The sequence below is a fragment of the Gammaproteobacteria bacterium genome (assembly GCA_016712635.1).
In the GTDB taxonomy this organism is placed as follows: Bacteria; Pseudomonadota; Gammaproteobacteria; order SZUA-140; family SZUA-140; genus JADJWH01.
The window spans coordinates 287181-305464 of sequence record JADJQS010000015.1 but is presented as its reverse complement, the minus strand read 5'-3'; the positions used below and the strand labels follow the sequence as shown (position 1 = coordinate 305464).

General features: G+C 66.4%; 13 protein-coding genes. 7 read left to right on the top strand and 6 right to left on the bottom strand.

The genetic code is table 11. The annotated features are described in order from the left end of the window. The first annotated feature begins 100 nt into the window (after positions 1-100). Positions 101-2413, top strand: a complete 2313-nt coding sequence (gene topA / locus IPK65_14295) for a type I DNA topoisomerase (GenBank protein MBK8164256.1) — start codon at positions 101-103, stop codon at positions 2411-2413. Here the strand turns inward: topA and IPK65_14290 are convergent. Beyond that, complete coding sequence (locus IPK65_14290) at positions 2404-3357, bottom strand: CysB family HTH-type transcriptional regulator (protein ID MBK8164255.1); 954 nt, start codon at positions 3355-3357, stop codon at positions 2404-2406. The two genes, topA and IPK65_14290, sit on opposite strands and share 10 nt — an antisense overlap. Before the next feature lie 214 nt (positions 3358-3571). On the opposite strand from IPK65_14290, the gene IPK65_14285 reads away from it, so the two are divergent. The 4 genes from IPK65_14285 to IPK65_14270 are packed head-to-tail and all read left to right on the top strand — an operon-like array spanning position 3572 to position 7461. Further along, a complete protein-coding gene (locus IPK65_14285; protein MBK8164254.1) occupies positions 3572-4357 on the top strand; it encodes a sulfite exporter TauE/SafE family protein in 786 nt (261 codons plus the stop codon). A 58-nt stretch (positions 4358-4415) separates the two neighbouring features. Further along, positions 4416-6500: a nitrite/sulfite reductase gene (locus IPK65_14280; protein ID MBK8164253.1), complete on the top strand. Its 2085-nt coding sequence runs from the start codon at positions 4416-4418 to the stop codon at positions 6498-6500. Beyond that, complete coding sequence (locus IPK65_14275; protein MBK8164252.1) at positions 6491-6718, top strand: hypothetical protein; 228 nt, start codon at positions 6491-6493, stop codon at positions 6716-6718. The genes IPK65_14280 and IPK65_14275 overlap by 10 nt, the downstream gene beginning before the upstream one ends. Positions 6719-6753: 35 nt before the next feature. Further along, positions 6754-7461 carry a phosphoadenylyl-sulfate reductase gene (locus tag IPK65_14270; GenBank protein MBK8164251.1) on the top strand — a complete coding sequence of 236 codons (708 nt, stop codon included), beginning with the start codon at positions 6754-6756 and terminating at the stop codon, positions 7459-7461. A 2-nt stretch (positions 7462-7463) separates the two neighbouring features. Here IPK65_14270 and IPK65_14265 read toward each other — a convergent pair whose 3' ends face one another. Genes IPK65_14265 through IPK65_14245 form a run of 5 tightly spaced genes read right to left on the bottom strand, consistent with a single transcriptional unit; the run spans position 7464 to position 15487 of the window. Next, entirely contained in the window at positions 7464-7868 is a 405-nt protein-coding gene (locus IPK65_14265) for an acyl-CoA thioesterase (protein ID MBK8164250.1), read from the bottom strand. Between the two features lies 1 nt (position 7869). Continuing rightward, positions 7870-9678, bottom strand: a complete 1809-nt coding sequence (locus IPK65_14260) for a long-chain fatty acid--CoA ligase (protein MBK8164249.1) — start codon at positions 9676-9678, stop codon at positions 7870-7872. Positions 9679-9708: 30 nt separating this feature from the next. Beyond that, complete coding sequence (locus tag IPK65_14255) at positions 9709-11742, bottom strand: enoyl-CoA hydratase/isomerase family protein (protein MBK8164248.1); 2034 nt, start codon at positions 11740-11742, stop codon at positions 9709-9711. After that, positions 11739-13043 (bottom strand): acetyl-CoA C-acetyltransferase, encoded by a 1305-nt coding sequence (locus IPK65_14250; protein ID MBK8164247.1) that lies wholly within the window; start codon positions 13041-13043, stop codon positions 11739-11741. The genes IPK65_14255 and IPK65_14250 overlap by 4 nt, the downstream gene beginning before the upstream one ends. Positions 13044-13051: 8 nt before the next feature. Next, positions 13052-15487 carry an acyl-CoA dehydrogenase gene (locus tag IPK65_14245; protein ID MBK8164246.1) on the bottom strand — a complete coding sequence of 812 codons (2436 nt, stop codon included), beginning with the start codon at positions 15485-15487 and terminating at the stop codon, positions 13052-13054. A gap of 280 nt (positions 15488-15767) precedes the next feature. On the opposite strand from IPK65_14245, the gene xth reads away from it, so the two are divergent. Together xth and ubiD are read left to right on the top strand one after the other, a co-directional pair. Next, entirely contained in the window at positions 15768-16535 is a 768-nt protein-coding gene (gene xth, locus IPK65_14240; protein ID MBK8164245.1) for an exodeoxyribonuclease III, read from the top strand. Positions 16536-16633: 98 nt separating this feature from the next. Then, a complete protein-coding gene (gene ubiD, locus IPK65_14235) occupies positions 16634-18109 on the top strand; it encodes a 4-hydroxy-3-polyprenylbenzoate decarboxylase (GenBank protein ID MBK8164244.1) in 1476 nt (491 codons plus the stop codon). Positions 18110-18284: the final 175 nt, after the last annotated feature.

The following is an 18284-nucleotide window of genomic DNA, read 5'->3' as shown; positions in this document are numbered from 1 at the left end:
CCGCACCGCTCGAACACGATGTTTCGCTTAAGAAACCCCGTGGATTGGCGGATCAACAGCCACTGATGAATCACAGGCAATCGGAGTATCGTACTCGTCGATGAGCAAGCATCTCGTCATCGTGGAATCGCCCGCCAAGGCGAAGACGCTGAAGAAATATCTGGGCAAGGACTTCAATGTCTTCGCCTCCTATGGTCATGTGCGCGACCTGCTTCCCAAGGAAGGCGCGGTCGATCCCGAGCATGACTTCTCGATGAAGTACCAGCTCATCGAGAAAAACCAGAAACACATCGACGTCATCCGCAAGAACCTGAAGGGCGTGGAAACCCTCTACCTCGCCACCGACCCGGACCGCGAAGGCGAGGCGATCTCATGGCACCTGTATGAGATCCTGCGGCAGGATGCGGCGCTGCGCGACATGGCGGTGCACCGCATCGTCTTTCACGAGATCACCAAGAACGCGGTGCAGGAGGCGATCCAGCATCCGCGCGATATTTCCATGAACCTCGTGAACGCGCAGCAGGCGCGCCGCGCGCTCGACTATCTGGTCGGCTTCAACCTTTCGCCACTGCTGTGGAAAAAGATCCGGCGCGGACTCTCCGCCGGACGCGTACAGAGCCCTGCCCTGCGCATGATCGTCGAGCGTGAGCAGGAAATAGAGGCCTTCGAGCCGCGCGAATACTGGACCCTCGAGGCCGAGTCTTCCAAAGGCAAGGAACGCTTCAGGTCCAGGCTCACACACTACCGGGACAAGAAACTCAATCAGTTCAGCATCACCGACGAGGCGGATGCAAGGGAGACCGAACGCGCGCTGCTGAAGGCGGCGAACGGCAAACTCACGGTCATCCAGGTCGAGAAGAAGCAGCGCAAACGCAACGCCGCGGCCCCGTTCATCACCTCGACTCTGCAGCAGGAGGCGGCGCGCAAGCTCGGCTTCACCGCGCAGCGCACGATGCGCACCGCGCAGCAGCTCTATGAAGGTATCGATACCGGACAGGGCGCCACGGGCCTGATCAGTTACATGCGCACCGACTCGGTCAATCTCGCCAATGAGGCAGTCGAGGAAATACGCCGACTCATCGCGGAGCGTTTCGGCAAGGACGCGCTGCCGGCCCAGCCCCAGGTCTACAAGACCAAGGCGAAGAATGCGCAGGAGGCCCACGAGGCGATCCGGCCGACATCCGTCTACACCGACCCGGACTCGATCAAGGAGCACCTGAGCGCTGACCAGTTCAAGCTGTACCGCCTCATCTGGCAGCGCACGGTGGCCTGCCAGATGGTCCACGCGACCATCAACACTGTCGGCGTGGATCTCGATGCCGGCAAGGGCAATGTGTTCCGTGCCACGGGATCAACCATCGTCGACCCGGGGTTCATGAGCGTTTATCAGGAGGACACTGATGACGGCAAGGACGGCGAGGAACAGAACCTGCTGCCCGAGCTTACCATGGGCGAGACGGTCACCCTTGACACCATCCATACCGATCAGCACTTCACCGAACCGCCGCCGCGCTATACCGAGGCGAGCCTGATCAAGGCGCTGGAGGAATACGGCATCGGGCGCCCGTCCACCTACGCGGCGATCATCGCGACACTGCAGCAGCGCGAATACGTGGTGCTCGACAAGAAGCGCTTCAAGCCGACCGACGTCGGCCGGATCGTCAACAAGTTCCTTACCGAGCACTTCTCACGCTACGTCGATTACGAGTTCACTGCCAAGCTCGAGGATGAACTCGACGCGGTGTCACGCGGCGAGGAGGAGTGGATTCCGCTGATGCGCTCCTTCTGGCAGCCGTTCAAGCACCTGGTCGACGACAAGGAGAAATCGGTGCAGCGCAAGGACGTGACCCAGGAGGCGCTTGACGAGCAATGCCCCAAGTGCGGCAAGCCCCTTTCGATCCGACTGGGCAAACGCGGGCGCTTCATCGGCTGCACCGGTTTTCCCGACTGCGATTACACGCGCAACCTCGGCGACAGCGACGAGGACAGCGGCTCCGAACTGGTGGAGGGGCGCGCGTGCCCGGCCTGCAGCGGCGCCCTGGTCGTGCGCACCGGCCCCTACGGCAAATTCATCGGCTGCAGCACCTATCCGAAGTGCAAATATATAGAACCGCTGGTCAAGCCCTCGGACACCCAGGTGATCTGCCCCAAGTGCCAGCAGGGTAACATGCTGCAGCGGCGCTCCCGGCGCGGCAAGACCTTCTATTCCTGCTCCCGCTATCCCGCCTGCGATTACGCCGTGTGGAACGAACCGGTGGCGAACCCCTGCCCGAACTGCCAATGGCCCATCCTGACCATCAAAACCACCAAGAAGGCCGGCGCCGAACTCGTCTGCCCGCAGAAGGACTGCGGCCACAGCGAGCCGTACGACGAGCAGCCGGAACAGCCGCCGCGCCGCGCCGCTCAGGGCTGAACCACATCGCGCGACCGCGACGGCTGCCCCGCCATCGCCCTGTCGACCGTGCGCCGGTCGAGCTGCGGCGCGAACATCTCGACAAATGCATACATGTAGCCGCGCAGATGGCTTCCGCGCCGAACCCCGAGTCGGGTGGTGCACGGCTCGAACAGGTGGCTCGCCTCGAGCATGCGCAGATTGGTGTCACGTTCCGGATCGAACGCCATCTGGGCCATCAGGCCGATACCGAGACCGATCTCGACATAGGTCTTGATCACATCGGAGTCGATGGCCGAAAACACCACATTGGGACGCAGCCCCGCCCGCTCGAACGCCTCGTTGATCTTTACCCGCCCGGCAAACGAGAAATCGTAGGTCACGATCGGATATTCGGCGATCTTCGCCAGCGTCAGCGGGTGATCGCGCAGGATAGGGAGGCCCGGCGGCGCGATCACGCAGTGGTGCCACTCATAACAGGACATCACCACCAGATCCTCGTACATGTCCATGCCCTCGGTCGCGATGGCGATATCGGCGACGCCGGAGGCGGCGAGCTGGGCAATCTGCGTGGGGTTGCCCTGGTGCAGGTGCAGGCGGACGTCGGGGTAGCGTTCGGTGAAGGTCTTGATGACCGGCGGCAAGGCGTAGCGCGCCTGGGTGTGGGTGGTCGCGATGGACAGACTGCCGGTCGCGTCGCTGGTGTATTCATAGCTGACCTGCTTGATATGCTCGAGGTCGCGCAGCACACGCTCCGCCATCGCCAGCACCGCCCGCCCCGGCTGGGTGATGCCCACCAGACGCTTGCCGTTGCGCTCGAATATCTGGACCTTCAGCTCCTCCTCCAACTGGCGGATCTGATTACTGATCCCGGGTTGCGCCGTGTGCAGGACATTGGCGGCTGCAGAGATATTCAGGCCACAGCGCGCCACTTCACGCAAATATCGTAACTGCTGAATGTTCATCGCCCGGATCCTATATACAAAATTCTTATATAAATATAATACATTATTATTTTTTGGAATATAGTTTGAATGCTATAGTTTTTTCCACCCTATTATCACTCCGGTTCCGCAACGGCACCATTGGCCGCCGTCGCGTTTCCAGGGTAACTGTCTGAGTTCACATGATAAAGCGCCGGAGCCCGGCGCTTCGCATCGGCCGACGAGAGGTGCAACAATGGATACACTGGCCTTTATCCTGGCCGGGTTCGGCGTCGGCACCCTGGTCGGCCTGACCGGGGTGGGAGGCGGTTCACTGATGACGCCTCTGCTTATATTCCTCTTCGGCATCGCACCGGTGACGGCCGTGGGGACGGACCTGCTGTTCGCCGCCATCACCAAGGCCACGGGAATCTGGCACCATCAACGCCGGGAGAATATCCGCTGGAACATCGCCGGACTGATGCTCGTGGGCAGCCTGCCTACCTCGGTAACCGTGGTGTATTATATGGACCGGTACAAGCTTGCTGGGGAGGAGCTTAACCTGGTGATCCATACCGGGCTCGGCGTCGCCCTGATCCTGACCGCGCTCTCGTTGCTGTTCAAATCCCGCGTACAGGGCCTGGGCCGCAGAATCAGGGTCTGGCTCCCCAACTGGCAGTCGTTGCGCCCCGCCGCGACGATCGGCGCAGGGGTGGTGCTGGGGATCCTGGTGCCAATATCTTCGATTGGCGCCGGCGCGCTGGGGGCGGCGATGCTGATCTTCCTGTATCCCAGCCTGCCGACGCGCCTCATCGTGGGGACGGACATCGCCCACGCGGTACCCCTGACGCTGGTAGCGGGCCTCGGGCATGTGCACATGGGTACCGTCGATTTCGCGATGCTGTCTATCCTGCTGGTCGGATCACTGCCGGGCATTTATCTCGGCAGCCACCTGACTTCGATAGTTCCCGAACGCGTGATACGGCCGCTGCTGGCCAGTACGCTGATCCTGATCGGGGTGAAATTCATGTTCGCCGCCTGATGAACAGGAACAGCTTGGATAACAGAACAACCAACGATACAGCGCAGGAGATGTACCTATGAACAAGGCGCAGACACTGGTCAATTTCGAGGAACTGGATCGTTTCGAGGAAAGCGTGCACGCCTTCCTGAGCGACGAGATCGACGCCGACCGCTTCCAGTCCATCCGCCTGCAGCAGGGCGTCTACGGCCAGCGCCAGGAAGGCGTCAACATGATCCGCGTCAAGATCCCGGGCGGACGCATGACCCCGGCGCAGCTGGACAAGATGGCGGACATCCTGGAAGGTTACGCGCAGCATGACGTCGCGCATATCACCACGCGGCAGGACATCCAGATCCATTACGTCCCGCTGGAAAAATCGCCGCGCGCACTGAAGGATCTGGCCCAGGCCGGCCTCACCACGCGCGAGGCCTGCAATAACACGGTACGCAACGTCACCTGCTGCCCGCTGGCGAGCGTGTGTCCGCGCGAACGCGTGGACATCGCGGAATACCAGGACGACGCGGTGCAATATTTCCTGCGCCATCCGCTGACGCAGCACCTGCCGCGCAAGTTCAAGATCAGCTTCTCCGGTTGCGAGGCCGACTGCGCCCAGGGCCTGCTGCACGACCTCGCCGTGGTCGCGGTCAAGCAGGACGGCCGCTTCGGCTTCAAGATCCTGGCGGGCGGCGGCCTCGGCCACAAACCGCGCCACGCCGTCACGGTGGAGGAGTTCGTCCCCGAGGCAGACCTGATCCCGTGCATGGAGGCGGTGATCTCCCTGCACAACCGCTATTCCGACCGCAAGAAGCGGGCGAAGTCCCGCATCAAGTTCCTGGTCGACCGCTTCGGCGCCGCGGGCTTCGTGGAAAAGTACCGCGAGGAACTGGCCCGCACCAAGACCGCGCTTGCCGGCAGATCGCACATCAAAGGCAACTGGCGCGACGGCGCTGCGGTCGACGGCTGCACCAATCCCGGCGCGCCGCGCAAGGTGCTGCCGCAGAAGCAGCCGGGGCTGAACATCTTCCCGATCAGCGTGCCGATCGGCGACCTCACCGGCCCGCAGATGCACGGTATCGCCGCGCTGATGCGCAAACTGGGGCTGTCCGACGTGCGCACCACCCAGGACCAGAACCTGATCCTGGCCGGCGTGCCCGACGGGCGCATCGCCGACGTCCGTGCGGGCATCGCCGCGCTCGGCCTCGGTGAACCGAAGACCGGCGACGACGTCGTCGCCTGCCCCGGCACCTCGACCTGCCGCCTCGGCATCACCGCCTCCAAGAAGATCGGCACCAAGATCTCGGGCGGCGATCACGACCTGCGCATCCGCGCCAGCGGCTGCCACAACGGCTGCGCGCAACCCGAGACCGGCGACATCGGCATCTACGGTGAAGGCCGGCGTCTGCACGGCAAGCTGGTGCCACATTACCAGATGTACCTGGGCGGCGACGGCCGCAACGGCGGTGGCCTCGCCCGCAAGGGACCCTCGGTCCCCGCCGCGCGCATCCAGCAGGCGATTGCGCTGATCCAGCAGACCTACGCCCGTGAGCGCGTCAACGGGGAATCCTTCTTCGCCTGGACGCACAGGCAGGCTGCGGATTATTTCGACCGCCTGCTCGCCGGCATCCTCGCCGTCGCGCCGGAGGAGCTCGCCGCCGTTCTGCAGGACCATGGCGATGAAGAGGCCTTCAAGGTAGTGCAGTTCGGCGGCGGCGAATGCGCCGGTGCGGCGCAGGAGACGGTCGCGGCGAACTTCGCCGAGGCGGCGAACGAGCGCAATTACCGCGGCGGCTTCCTGCAGAAGCGCAAATACGATGAATCGATCGAATGCGCGCAGGTCATAGGCCGCCTGGTCGGACATTCGCTGCTGTTCCTAGCGGGCCAGCCCGCCGCCAACGATCTGCCGGAGATCGGCCGCCAGTTGTCCGCGGCGCTGCCGGCCAGTCCGACGATGGGCCAGCGCCTGAGCGATTTCGCCGCGCGGCTGGAACAGCTCAAGGACGATTTCGATGACGCCGCCTACCAGACGCTCATGCAGGAACTGGATCAGTGGACCGCCGAGGCGGCCGTGCTTTGCCAGAACATCGATCGTCAGCTCGACCTGAGCGCCTCCATGCCGGCCATCGCCACGGCTGAAAAAAAAACGCTGAGAGCATCGATCTGACCGCCTACGGCTGCCCGCTGCATTACGTCAAGGCGCGCAACGAACTGCGGCGCGTCGCGGCGGGCGGGCCGGCGGGATTCCTGTTCGGCACCGAGGAACTCGCGCAGCAGGCGGCAGCCAGCCTGCGCAAGGACGGGCATGAGATCCTGCGCATCGAAACACAAGGCAACGCAGTGCGCGTGATCGTGCGCAAAGAGGGAATCACACCGGCTCACTGAGATCCCGGTCCGGAGGCAGGCAGCCGCATCCGCCCATGAACATCGACGCGTCGCTCGAACGGAAGCTCGCCGAGGCCGCGCATCTGCTGCGCGGGATCGCCGACGCAGGCGCACCGGCCACCTTCGCCAACAGCTTCGGCGCCGAGGACATGCTGCTGACCGACCTGATCTGCCGGCACGCGCCCGGCATCGAGATCTTCAGCCTCGACACCGGCCGCCTCCCGGCCGAGACCTACCGCCTGATGCAGCACACCATGCGGCATTACGGCATCTCCATCCGCATCTATTTCCCGGATTTCCGCGCGGTGGAGGAATATGTGCGCGCCCACGGCCCCGACGCGTTTTACGACAGCGTCGAGCTGCGCAAGCGCTGCTGCCACATCCGCAAGGTCGAACCGCTCCGGCGCGCCCTGCACGGCAAGCACGCCTGGATCACCGGGCTCAGGCGCGAACAGTCGCCTTCACGCAAGGATCTGCAGGTCGAGGAATGGGACGCCGAACACGGCCTGCGCAAGTTCAATCCGCTGCTCGACTGGTCGCAGGATGAGGTGTGGACCTGCATCCGCCACTTCGCCATTCCTTACAACGAGCTGCACGACAAACACTATCCGAGCATCGGCTGCGCGCCCTGCACGCGCGCGATCGCCGTCGGCGAGGACCTCCGCGCCGGGCGCTGGTGGTGGGAGGACCCGCAGGGCAAGGAGTACGGGATCCACGTCAGGGAGACCGTCGCCCCGAAATAAGGTCAGGCGCTGTCGACCGGGCGCGGTTTGCGGTCCTGATCCACGGCCACGTAGGTCAGCGTGGCCTCCGTTACCCTGATGGCCTCCTCGATCCCGCGGCTGCGCTCCGCGTAGACTTCGACATGCGCCGTCAGCGAGGTGCGTCCGACGCGCACCACCTCGGCATAACAGCTGATCAGGTCGCCGACGAAGACCGGTTTGTGGAACTGGAAGGAATTGACCGCCACCGTCACGACGCGGCCGCCGGCGCGGCGGTAGGCGGCGATGCTGCCGGCGATGTCGACCTGCGCCATGATCCAGCCGCCGAAGATGTCGCCCGCCGCGTTGGTATCGGTCGGCATGGCCAGCACCCGGGTCGTGGGCTGGCGTCCCGCGGGCAACCGGTCCACTGCGTCCTCCTGCGTCATATCAATGTCCTGCATACATCCGTTCGATTACCGCGCGGGCCTGCTCGGTGATGCGCTGGCGGCGCAGCTTGAGCGTCGGGGTCTGCATGCCGTTCTCCACCGTCCACGGATCGAGCGTAAGGCTGAAGCGCCGGATGCGGGCGTAGCCGGGAAATTGCCGCGTCAGACCCTCGATCCGGCGCCCCGCCTCATCCAGCACGACCGGCGCCTGCAGCGCGCGCGGGTCATCCGGCTCAACACCCAGCTGCTGCGCGAGCACCGGCCAGCGCTCGGGATTCAACACCACCAGAGCGGTCAGATACGGCCTGCCCTCGCCCACCACCAGAACCTGTTCGAACAGAGGATCGGAGGCGAGCGCCAGCTCCATATCCGCCGGAGATACCTTCTCGCCGTTGGACAACACGATGATGTCCTTGAGTCGGCCCGTGATATAGATGTAGCCGTTCTCGATCTCCGCCTTGTCGCCGGTGTGCAGCCAGCCCTCGGCGTCGATCGCAGCCGCGGTCGCCCCCGCATCGTTCAGGTAGCCCAGCATCACTCCGGGGCTCTTCACCAGCAGCTCGCCCTGCTCCGTGACCTTGAACTGCACATCGCGCAGCGGCCGTCCCACGCTCGCCGGATCGTTGTCTTCCAGCCGGTTGCCGCTCAGCACGGGACTGGCCTCCGTCATGCCGTAACCCTGGATCAGGGGCAGCCCCAGGCCGATGAAGGTGCGCGCCACCTCGGCAGGGATGGGCGCGCCGCCGCACACCGCGATGCGAATCCTCCCGCCGAGCCGTTCCAGGACCTTGCCCGCGACCAGGCGCTGCAGCAGCGGCCATAACAGGAGCGCGGGACGCCATCCTGCCCGCCCCTGCTGATACTGAAAACGCGCCCAGCCGGTATCGACCGCCTGGCGGAACAGCCAGCGCGCCAGGGCGGGACGTCCTTCCATCTGCACCTGGATGCGGCCGTAAACCCGCTCGTAGATCCGCGGCACGGAAATCAGCGCCGTGGGACGCACCGCGAGCAGATCATCACCGAGCTGCGCGACCGAGCGGGCGAAGGCCACGCTGGCGTTCGCCATCATGGGCAGGTAATAACCCACGGTACGCTCCAGCGTGTGCGACAGCGGCAGGAAGGAGAGGAAGTTGTCGCCGGAGTCCACAGGGTTGCTGCAATAACTGGCGTAGGCATTCCACAGGATGTTGCCGTGCGACAACATCACCCCCTTGGGACGGCCCGCGGTGCCGGAGGTGAACACGATCGCTGCGAGATGGTCGCCGCGCCCCTGATGGATCTCCTCCTCGCGGCCGCCCTCACCACCGGTGCCCAGCCACCTTCGGAGCGATGTCACGCGGGCATCGTTACCTGGTACGTCCGCGCGCACGACGATTCGCGCCAGATGATCCAGTCCGGCTACTGCCGGGCGCAGTGTTTCCCACTGGTCCGCGTCGTCGACCAGCAGCAGCCGGGCGCCGGTCTCCCGCAGGATATAGGCGACGCTGTCCGGCCTGTCGTTCACGAACAGCGGGACGACCACCAGACCGAGGCTGAGCGCCGCCTGGTCTGCGCACACCCATTCGACGCCGTTCGGCAGCATGACGGCAATACGCTCGCCGGGGACGAACCCCTCGCGGCGCAGGCCCGCCCGCCAGCGCCCCACTTCCGCCGCCACCTGTTCCCAGGAAAGCTCCCGCCACTGTCCGTCCGCCGGATCAAAATGGCGGTATGCAGGGGATTGGGGACTGCGGCGTACGCGCTCGTAAAACAGATCTGACAGCGTGCTTACCTGATCAGGCGGTATCAGCGCCGAATTATCCAGGGCCATGCGTTCTCCCGTAGCGGAGGGTCCGCCTGATTATAGCTCCGTCCAGCCGGGATCGGGCGTGAAGCGTTCGCCGTGGGTGCGTGCGAGGCTTTCCAGCCGCTCTTTCAGGTTGGAGACGCCGCGTTCCCGGATGTAATGAATCGGACCGCCGCGGAACGGCGCGAAACCGGTACCGAATATGATGCCGGCGTCGAGCGCGTCGTCGTCCTCCACAATGCCGGCGCGCCGGCAGGCCACCACCTCGTTGAGCAGGCTGAGGATCAGGCGGTCGGCCAGATCGGGGGGCGCGAAGACCGTCCGGTCCAGCTTGCCCCTGACGAGCTCTCCTTTCTCGTAGCTGTAGAAACCGCGCCCGCTCTTGCGGCCGAGCTGTCCCGCCTCGACCATGCGGCGCAGGCGTTCCGGCACCTTCATCCTGCTATGCTCGGACAGGATGTCGGCCACCGAGAGACAGATGTCGAGCCCCACCGCGTCGGCGAGTTCGATCGGACCCATCGGCATGCCGAACTCCAGCGCCGACCTGTCCACCAGCTCCGGTCGTATGCCCTCGCCCACCGCGTTGACTGCCTCGAGCAGGTACGGCATCAGCGCGCGGTTCACCAGGAATCCCGGGCTGCTCATGACAGGCAGGGGCAGCCGGTCGATCCGGTGCACGAAGCCGCCGGCCTGCGCGAGGACGCCGGCATCGGTGTGCCGGGTGTGCACCACCTCGATCAGCTGCATCTTCGCCACCGGATTGAAGAAGTGCAGTCCGACCAGGCGCTCGGGGCGCAGCAGGGCGCGCCCGAGCATCTCGAGCGGAATGCTCGATGTGTTGGTCGCGAGCAACGCCCCTTGCCGCATGCGCGGCTCAAGTTCGCGATAGAGCGCCTGCTTGGCCTCGGCGTTCTCGAAGATGGCCTCGATCACCACATCTGCGCGAGCCACGCCCATGCCGTGAATATCCGGCATCAGCCGGTCGAGCGCCTCCTGCACGAGGCGCGGCTGCTTGAGTTCGCGGCGGAACAGCTCCGCCGCGCGCCGCATCGCCGGGGCGATGAGCTGCGCCGACTGGTCCTGCAGCGTGACCCGGAGGCCGCGCAGGGCGCACCACGCCGCGATATCCCCGCCCATTATTCCCGCGCCGATGACGTGCACGCGCCGCGCCTGGACCGGAGCGGCGCGGCCGCGCGCCTTGAGCTTTTCCTGCAGAAAGAACACGCGGATGAGATTTTGCGCGGTATCGCCGATCACCAGGTTCGCGACCGAGCCGGCCTCCTCGGCCTGCATGCGCTTCGGATCGTCGGCATGCCTGACCCACAGGTCGATCAAGGCGTATGGCGCGGGATAGTGCTGCTCCGGGATGCGCCGCGCGACCTTGCGGCGCAGGAACTTGGCGATGACCGGTCGCGCCACGCGCATGCCGGCAAGCCGGTGCAGCAGCGCCGGGCGGTGCGGCGGAGGCGCTTCCAGCAACATCGTGCGCGCGGCGCGCACGAGTTGCCGCTCCGGCAGCGCATAGTCCACCAGCCCGGCCTTTTGCGCAGCGCGCGCGCTCAGGCTGCGGCCACTCAGCATAAGATCGAGCGCGGGAATGTGTCCGATCAGGCGCGGCGCGCGCATCGTGCCGCCAAAGCCGGGATGGATGCCGAGCCGCACCTCTGGCAGACCCAGACGGGTGCGCGGGTCATCGAGTGCAATCCGATAACGCGTCGCCAGCGCCAGTTCCAGCCCGCCACCCAGACAGTAGCCTTCGATCAGGCTGAGCGTCGGACACGGGAGCGCTTCGAGTCGGTCGAATACAGTGTGGCAACCCCGGATCAGTTCGGCCGCGTCTTCGCGCGTGCGGGCGCGCAGGAATTCCTTGATGTCGGCCCCCGCGATGAAGCCGCCCGGCTTGCCCGAACGGATGACCACGCCACGCGGTGGTAATTTCTCCAGCGCCACGAGCTGCACGTCGAGTTCGGCAATGACGTCGACCGCCAGCGTGTTGACCGCGGACCCGGTCTGGTCGAGCGTCAGCCAGACGATCGCATCATCGTCGCGCTCCTGACGCCAGTGCCCGATTTCGCCCCCGTCCTTCATCGCTCGCCGTCCCGCTCAAGCAGCATCGCTCCGCCCTGTCCGCCGCCGATGCACAGGCTCGCGATGCCGCGCCGGGCGCCGTGGCGCCCGAGTACATGCAACAGGTGCAGCACGATGCGCGCGCCGCTAGCGCCGACCGGATGCCCGAGGCTGACGCCCCCGCCGTCGACGTTGAGGCGGGCATGCGGGATTTCTCCCGGCGGCGCGTCCAGGCCGAGCTCATCGCGGCAGTAGGCGGGATCGCGCCAGGCCGTGACGACCGCCAGCACCTGGGCGGCGAAGGCCTCGTTGATCTCCCAGAAATCCACGTCGCCGACCTTCAGGTCGTGCCCCTGCATCAACGCTGCCATGGCGTGCGCCGGGCCCAGGCCCATCTGCGCCGGATCGACGCCCGCCCAGGCGCAGTCGACGATACGCCCCAGCACGGGCAGGTCGTGTGCCTCAACCGCGCGCCGGCTGGCGAGGATCAGCAGCGCCGCGCCGTCGGTGACCTGCGCGCTGTTACCCGCCGTGACCATGCCGAAGGGGCGGTCGAATACCGGCTTGAGCTTCGCGAGCCGGTCCAGTGTCGTATCGCGGCGCAGCCCGTCGTCCTGCTCGTAATAACCGCCGGCGCTGTCATAGATCGGTTCGACCTCCTCCAGCCAGCCCGCGTCCTGCGCCTGCGCGAGACGCCGGTGGCTCTCCAGCGCGAAGGCATCCATGGGCACGCGGTCGATCCGGAAGCGGTAGGCGAGATTCTCCGCCGTCTGCCCCATGGACAGGCCGACGACGGGATCGGTGAGGCCGCGCAACAGGCCAACCACCGGCGCCAGGTATGCGGGACGCAGCCGGCCCAGCACGGCGATACGGGCGCCGAGGCCCTTGGCGCCGTTCCAATCGGCGAGCCAATGGACCATCTCGTCCCTGAGCAGCACCGGCGCGCGGCTCATGGCTTCGGTGCCGCCGGCCAGCACCAGATCGGAACGTCCCTCGGCGATGGCGGTGCAGGCACTGTCGAGCGCCTGCATGCCCGAGGCGCAGTTGCGCTGCACGGTCCACGCCGGCACCTTGTGGCCGCAGCCGAGGCGCAGCGCGACCACGCGGGCGATGTTGGCCTCGTCGGGCCCCGGCATCACGCAGCCGAGGATCACCTCGTCGATCGCGTCCGCCTCGAAGCGCTGACGCGCGAGCAGCGGACGCGCCGCCGCGACGGCGAGGTCCGCCGCCGCGAACGGCCCCGGCCGGCCCTTCGCCTTGAGAAAGGGCGTGCGGCCGCCGTCTACGACGTATACCGGCGCGCGGCGCCCGAGCTGTCTCATCATATCCGTCATGACCGATCGGACCCCCAGTATCCCTGCGGAAACTCATCCACCGCCACGACCTCGCGACGCGCCGCCACCGCATTACGATACCGCCCGGCCTCGCCCTCGTCGACCACTCCGCGAAGTAGTCCTTCCTGCAGCATCGCCTCCTCGCCGCCGTTGCCGATGCGCCCGGCGCGCACCGCAGTCCTCAGCTTCTTCTCCACCGCCTCGGCCGCGACTGCCGCTTCGAGGGCGGCCTCGATCCGCCCGATCACCTCGCCGGCCTCCCGCGGTATAAAGGCGCCGGCGGTCAGACGGTCGCGTACGGCGCCGGGCGACAGGATCACCGCCGCCGCCGCCTGACCCATGCGGTCGTCCGGGCCGCCGTAGCGCCGTCCCAGCGGAAATACCAGCAGGCGCAGTATGCGGGCAAGGGCGCGAACGGGGAAATTCCTCAGCAGGCCATCGAGGCGGCCCTGCATCTCGTACAGGGCGTCCTCGCATGCCCAGCGCAGCAGGGGAAGATCCTCCGGCGGGCGGCCCTGCTCCTCGTGGTGCTTGAGCATGCAGGACACGAGATAGAGATGGCCGAACACGTCCGCCAGCCGTCCCGACAGCGATTCGCGCCGCTTCAGTTCGCCGCCGAGCGCGAGCATCGCCGCGTCGGATACCAGCGCGAGCGCGGCGCTCATGCGCGCCGCCTGCCGGTAGTAGCGCCGCGTCTGCGGTGCGCCCGGTGCGATGATCAGCCGCGCGCCGGTGAGGCCGAGCCACACGGCGCGCACGGCGTTGCCGAGCATGAAGCCGGCGTGGCCGAACACGGCGCGGTCGAATTCGCGCAGGGCGCGCGTCGCGTCGGCATCGGCGGCCGCGCGCATCTCCCGCAGCACGAACGGGTGGCAGCGTATCGCCCCCTGTCCGAAGATGATCAGGCTGCGCGTCAGGATGTTCGCGCCCTCCACCGTGATACTGATCGGCACCGCCTGGTACACGCGCCCGAGCAGGTTGCGCGGTCCCATGCAGATCCCGCTTCCGCCCTGCACATCCATGGCATCGTTGACCACGCGGCGCATGCGCTCGGTGAGCTGGTATTTTACGATGGCGGAGATAACGGCGGGCTTCTCGCCGCGGTCGATCGCCGCCGCGGTAACGACGCGCGCCGCGTCCATCAGGTAGGTATTGGCGGCGATGCGCGCCAGCACTTCCGCCACCCCCTCGAAACGCCCGATCGGCTGCTTGAACTGGCGGCGGATGCGCGCGTAGGCGCCGGTCGCGCGGCTCGCCAGCTTGCCCGCCCCGGTGCTGAGCGCCGGCAGCGAGATCGAGCGTCCTGCGGCCAGGGATTCCATCAGCATGCGCCAGCCCTGGCCGAACCCGCTGCTCCCTCCGATCACCCAGTCGAGCGGAATGAAGACGTCCCTGCCGCGGTTGGGCCCGTTCTGGAACGCGATATTGAGCGGTGCGTGCCGGCTGCCGATGTCGACGCCCGGCGTGCCGGTCGGTATCAGCGCCAGCGTGATGCCGATCGACGCGCGCTCGCCGCACAGATGTTCGGGATCGTACAGCTTGAAGGCCAGCCCCAGCACGGTGGAAACCGGACCCAGCGTGATGTAACGCTTGTCCCAGTTCAGCCGGATGCCGACGATCTCGCGCCCCTGAAATACGCCGCGACAGACCACCCCGGTGTCGGGGATGGCGCTCGCGTCGCTGCCCGCCTCGGGACCGGTGAGGGCGAAACAAGGCACTTCCTCGCCGCGCGCGAGGCGCGGGAGGTAGTAATCCTTCTGCTCCTGCGTACCGTAGTGGAGCAGCAGCTCGGCGGGGCCGAGCGAATTCGGCACCATCACCGTCACCGCGGCACTGATGCTGCGCGTGGCGATCTTCATCACCACGCCCGAATGCGCCAGCGCGGAAAATCCAAGGCCGCCGTAATCCCGCGGGATGATGATGCCGAAGAAGCCGCGCGTCTTGAGGAAACCCCATACCTCGGGCGGCAGATCATGCCGGCGTTCGGTGATGTCCCAGTCGTCGAGCATGCGGCAGAGTTCTTCCACCGGTCCGTCCAGAAAGGCCTGCTCCTTGGCCGAGAGCCGCGCCGCCGGGAGGCTGAGGAAGCGGCGCCAGTCGGGACGGCCGCCGAAGAGCTCCCCGTCCCATCCGACCGTGCCCGCCTCGAGCGCCTCGCGTTCGGTCGAGGACATCTCCGGCATCGCCCGCCGGAAGGACTGCAGCAGCGGTGCGCTGAACCAGCGCCGGCGCAGCGCGGGCACGTTGAGGGGAACCGCGCACGACAGGAAGATCGTCCACAGCACGACGGTCGTGACAACCGAATCCTGTGCCAGTGACACTCCCGCGGGAATGAGGGCGAGCAGGGTGGTGGAGGCCGTCAGCGGGAGACGCAGGAATGCGGCGGCGGCGATGCCGAGGAGGAGCGCGAGAACACCGAGCAGGACATCCATATCACGATCCCTCGCGGTCCCGTCGGCCGCCGGACCGCACGACGTAATGAGACGTGCAGTGGATCTTCCCGAGTATCCGCCGTAAGTATACGCTTGTCATCCGGCGCGCCTGTGTCAGGTGTTTGAGTTTGCCAGCCGGCCGCGCTAGGCTGCGGGATGTTCGCGGTCAGGATGGATCCCATAGTCTGTATCGGCGGTCCGGGGGCTTTCCGCAGGTTGTTTCCCATTCCTGACAAGGAGTTAACACGACAATTCACCCCTGATCCGTAGCCATGCCCCGATGAAGATCGCAAGCTGGAACGTCAACTCATTGCGGGTCCGCCTGCCGCAGGTGCTCGACTGGCTCGCCTCCGTCCGGCCCGACATCCTGGCGCTGCAGGAGACCAAGCTGCAGGACGAGCAGTTTCCGCGCGAGGAACTGCTCGCCGCCGGCTATCATGCGGAATTCTCCGGACAGAAGACCTACAACGGCGTGGCCGTCCTGACGCGGGAGCCGGCGCACGACATGATCCGGGACATCCCCGGGCTCGATGACCCGCAGCGGCGCATCCTCGGGCTCACCTGCGGATCCGTGCGCGTGCTCAACCTCTACGTCCCCAACGGTGAGAGCGTGGACTCGGACAAATACCGTTACAAACTGCAGTGGCTCGAACAGGTGACGCGCTTCATCCACGACGAACTGACGCGCCATGCCGAGGTGGTGGTGCTGGGCGATTTCAACATCGCACCCGCGCCGCTCGACGTGCACGACCCGGCGGCCTGGGAGGGCCGGGTGCTGTTCAGCGCGGCGGAGCGCGAGGCCTTCGCCCGCCTGCTGTCCACCGGTCTGTGCGATACGCTGCGCCTCAGGCATCCCGACGAACCGGTCTACAGCTGGTGGGATTACCGCATGGCGGCGTTCCGGCGCAATCTCGGCCTGCGCATCGATCACATCCTGGCCAGCGCGGCGCTGTGCGCACGCTGCAGTGATTGCCGCGTCGACAGGACGCCGCGCGCCGCGGAACGTCCGTCGGACCACGCACCGGTGATCGCGGAATTCGCCCCGTAACCGCCGCGGCAAGCCAGGCACCGACGGGCAACGTATAATGGGCCGATAACCGCCGCCCGCGGCCTGCAACCATCAACGTACGAACAGCGATTCACACCATGAAATACCGCGACCTGCGCGACTTCATTGCAGCGCTGGAACAGAAGGGCGACCTGGTCCGCGTGCGGACCGCGGTCGACCCGTACCTCGAGATGACCGAGATCTGCGACCGCACCCTGCGCAAGGGCGGTCCGGCGCTGCTGTTCGAACAACCCAAGGGCCATGCCATCCCCGTACTCGCCAATCTGTTCGGAACGCCCGAGCGCGTCGCGCTCGGCATGGGCGCCGACTCGGTCGCGGCGCTGCGCGAGATCGGCCAGTTGCTCGCCTGCCTGAAGGAGCCGGAACCGCCGGCCGGCCTGCGCGACGCCTGGGACAAATGGCCGGTGCTCAAACAGGCGCTCAACATGAACCCGAAGACGGTCGGCGGCGCGCCCTGCCAGCAGAACGTAATCGAAGGGGACGCGGTGGATCTCGCGCGGCTGCCGATCCAGACCTGCTGGCCGGGAGATGTCGCGCCGCTCATCACCTGGGCGCTGGTCGTCACGCGCGGGCCGCACAAACCGCGGCAGAACCTCGGCATCTACCGCCAGCAGGTGATCGACCGCAACCGCGTCATCATGCGCTGGCTGCCGCACCGCGGCGGCGCGCTCGACTATCGCGACTGGCTGGCGGCGAGCCCGGGCGAGCCGTTCCCGGTCGCCGTGGCGCTGGGCGCCGACCCGGCCACCATCCTCGGCGCGGTCACGCCGGTGCCGGACACGCTGTCGGAATACGCCTTCGCCGGCCTGCTGCGCGGCGGGCGCACAGAGGTCGTGAAATGCATCGGCAGCGACCTTTCCGTGCCGGCCAGCGCCGAATTCGTGCTCGAGGGCCACATTCATCCTGGCGACGAAGCGCCCGAAGGGCCGTTCGGCGACCACACCGGCTATTACAACGAGGTCGAGCGCTTCCCGGTGTTCACCATCGACCGCATCACCCACCGCGACGACCCGATCTACCACAGCACCTACACCGGTCGTCCGCCCGACGAGCCCGCGGTGCTCGGGATGGCGCTGAATGAGGTGTTCGTGCCGATCCTGCAGAAGCAGTTCCCCGAGATCATCGACTTCTACCTGCCGCCCGAGGGCTGTTCCTACCGCCTCGCCTGCGTCAGCCTGCGCAAGCAGTATCCCGGTCATGCCAAGCGCGTGATGTTCGGTGTCTGGTCGTTCCTGCGCCAGTTCATGTACACCAAGTTCGTCATCGTCACCGACGACGACATCAACGTGCGCGACTGGAAGGACGTGGTATGGGCCATGACCACGCGCATGGACCCGGCGCGCGATACCGTCATCATCGAGAACACGCCGATCGACTACCTGGACTTCGCCTCGCCGGTGTCGGGGCTGGGCTCCAAGATCGGCTTCGACGCCACCGGCAAGTGGCCGGGCGAGACGCAGCGCGCCTGGGGCACGCCGATCCGCATGTCCGACGAGGTGCGCCGGCGCGTGGACACCATCTGGGACGAGCTGGGCATCCGGTTGCCGCCTTAACGCGGCGAGAGGGTACCGATTCCACGATCTGTCCCCGGCGGTATCGCACAGCGACCGGGACGGGCACGTGGTCCGTGCCCGCGCCTGGTGACGGCGGCGCAGTTGCATAAATCTTCCCGTCGGGCCGATATAATCAGGAGGGCGGCTACACGGCAGGAAGGCCGCGGACGCCCCG

Coding starts and splice junctions, on each gene's coding strand:
- topA (MBK8164256.1), top strand. CDS start 101: ATGAGCAAGCATCTCGTCATCGTGGAATCGCCCGCCAAGGCGAAGACG.
- IPK65_14290 (MBK8164255.1), bottom strand. CDS start 3,357: ATGAACATTCAGCAGTTACGATATTTGCGTGAAGTGGCGCGCTGTGGC.
- IPK65_14285 (MBK8164254.1), top strand. CDS start 3,572: ATGGATACACTGGCCTTTATCCTGGCCGGGTTCGGCGTCGGCACCCTG.
- IPK65_14280 (MBK8164253.1), top strand. CDS start 4,416: ATGAACAAGGCGCAGACACTGGTCAATTTCGAGGAACTGGATCGTTTC.
- IPK65_14270 (MBK8164251.1), top strand. CDS start 6,754: ATGAACATCGACGCGTCGCTCGAACGGAAGCTCGCCGAGGCCGCGCAT.
- IPK65_14265 (MBK8164250.1), bottom strand. CDS start 7,868: ATGACGCAGGAGGACGCAGTGGACCGGTTGCCCGCGGGACGCCAGCCC.
- IPK65_14260 (MBK8164249.1), bottom strand. CDS start 9,678: ATGGCCCTGGATAATTCGGCGCTGATACCGCCTGATCAGGTAAGCACG.
- IPK65_14255 (MBK8164248.1), bottom strand. CDS start 11,742: ATGAAGGACGGGGGCGAAATCGGGCACTGGCGTCAGGAGCGCGACGAT.
- IPK65_14250 (MBK8164247.1), bottom strand. CDS start 13,043: ATGAGACAGCTCGGGCGCCGCGCGCCGGTATACGTCGTAGACGGCGGC.
- IPK65_14245 (MBK8164246.1), bottom strand. CDS start 15,487: ATGGATGTCCTGCTCGGTGTTCTCGCGCTCCTCCTCGGCATCGCCGCC.
- xth (MBK8164245.1), top strand. CDS start 15,768: ATGAAGATCGCAAGCTGGAACGTCAACTCATTGCGGGTCCGCCTGCCG.
- ubiD (MBK8164244.1), top strand. CDS start 16,634: ATGAAATACCGCGACCTGCGCGACTTCATTGCAGCGCTGGAACAGAAG.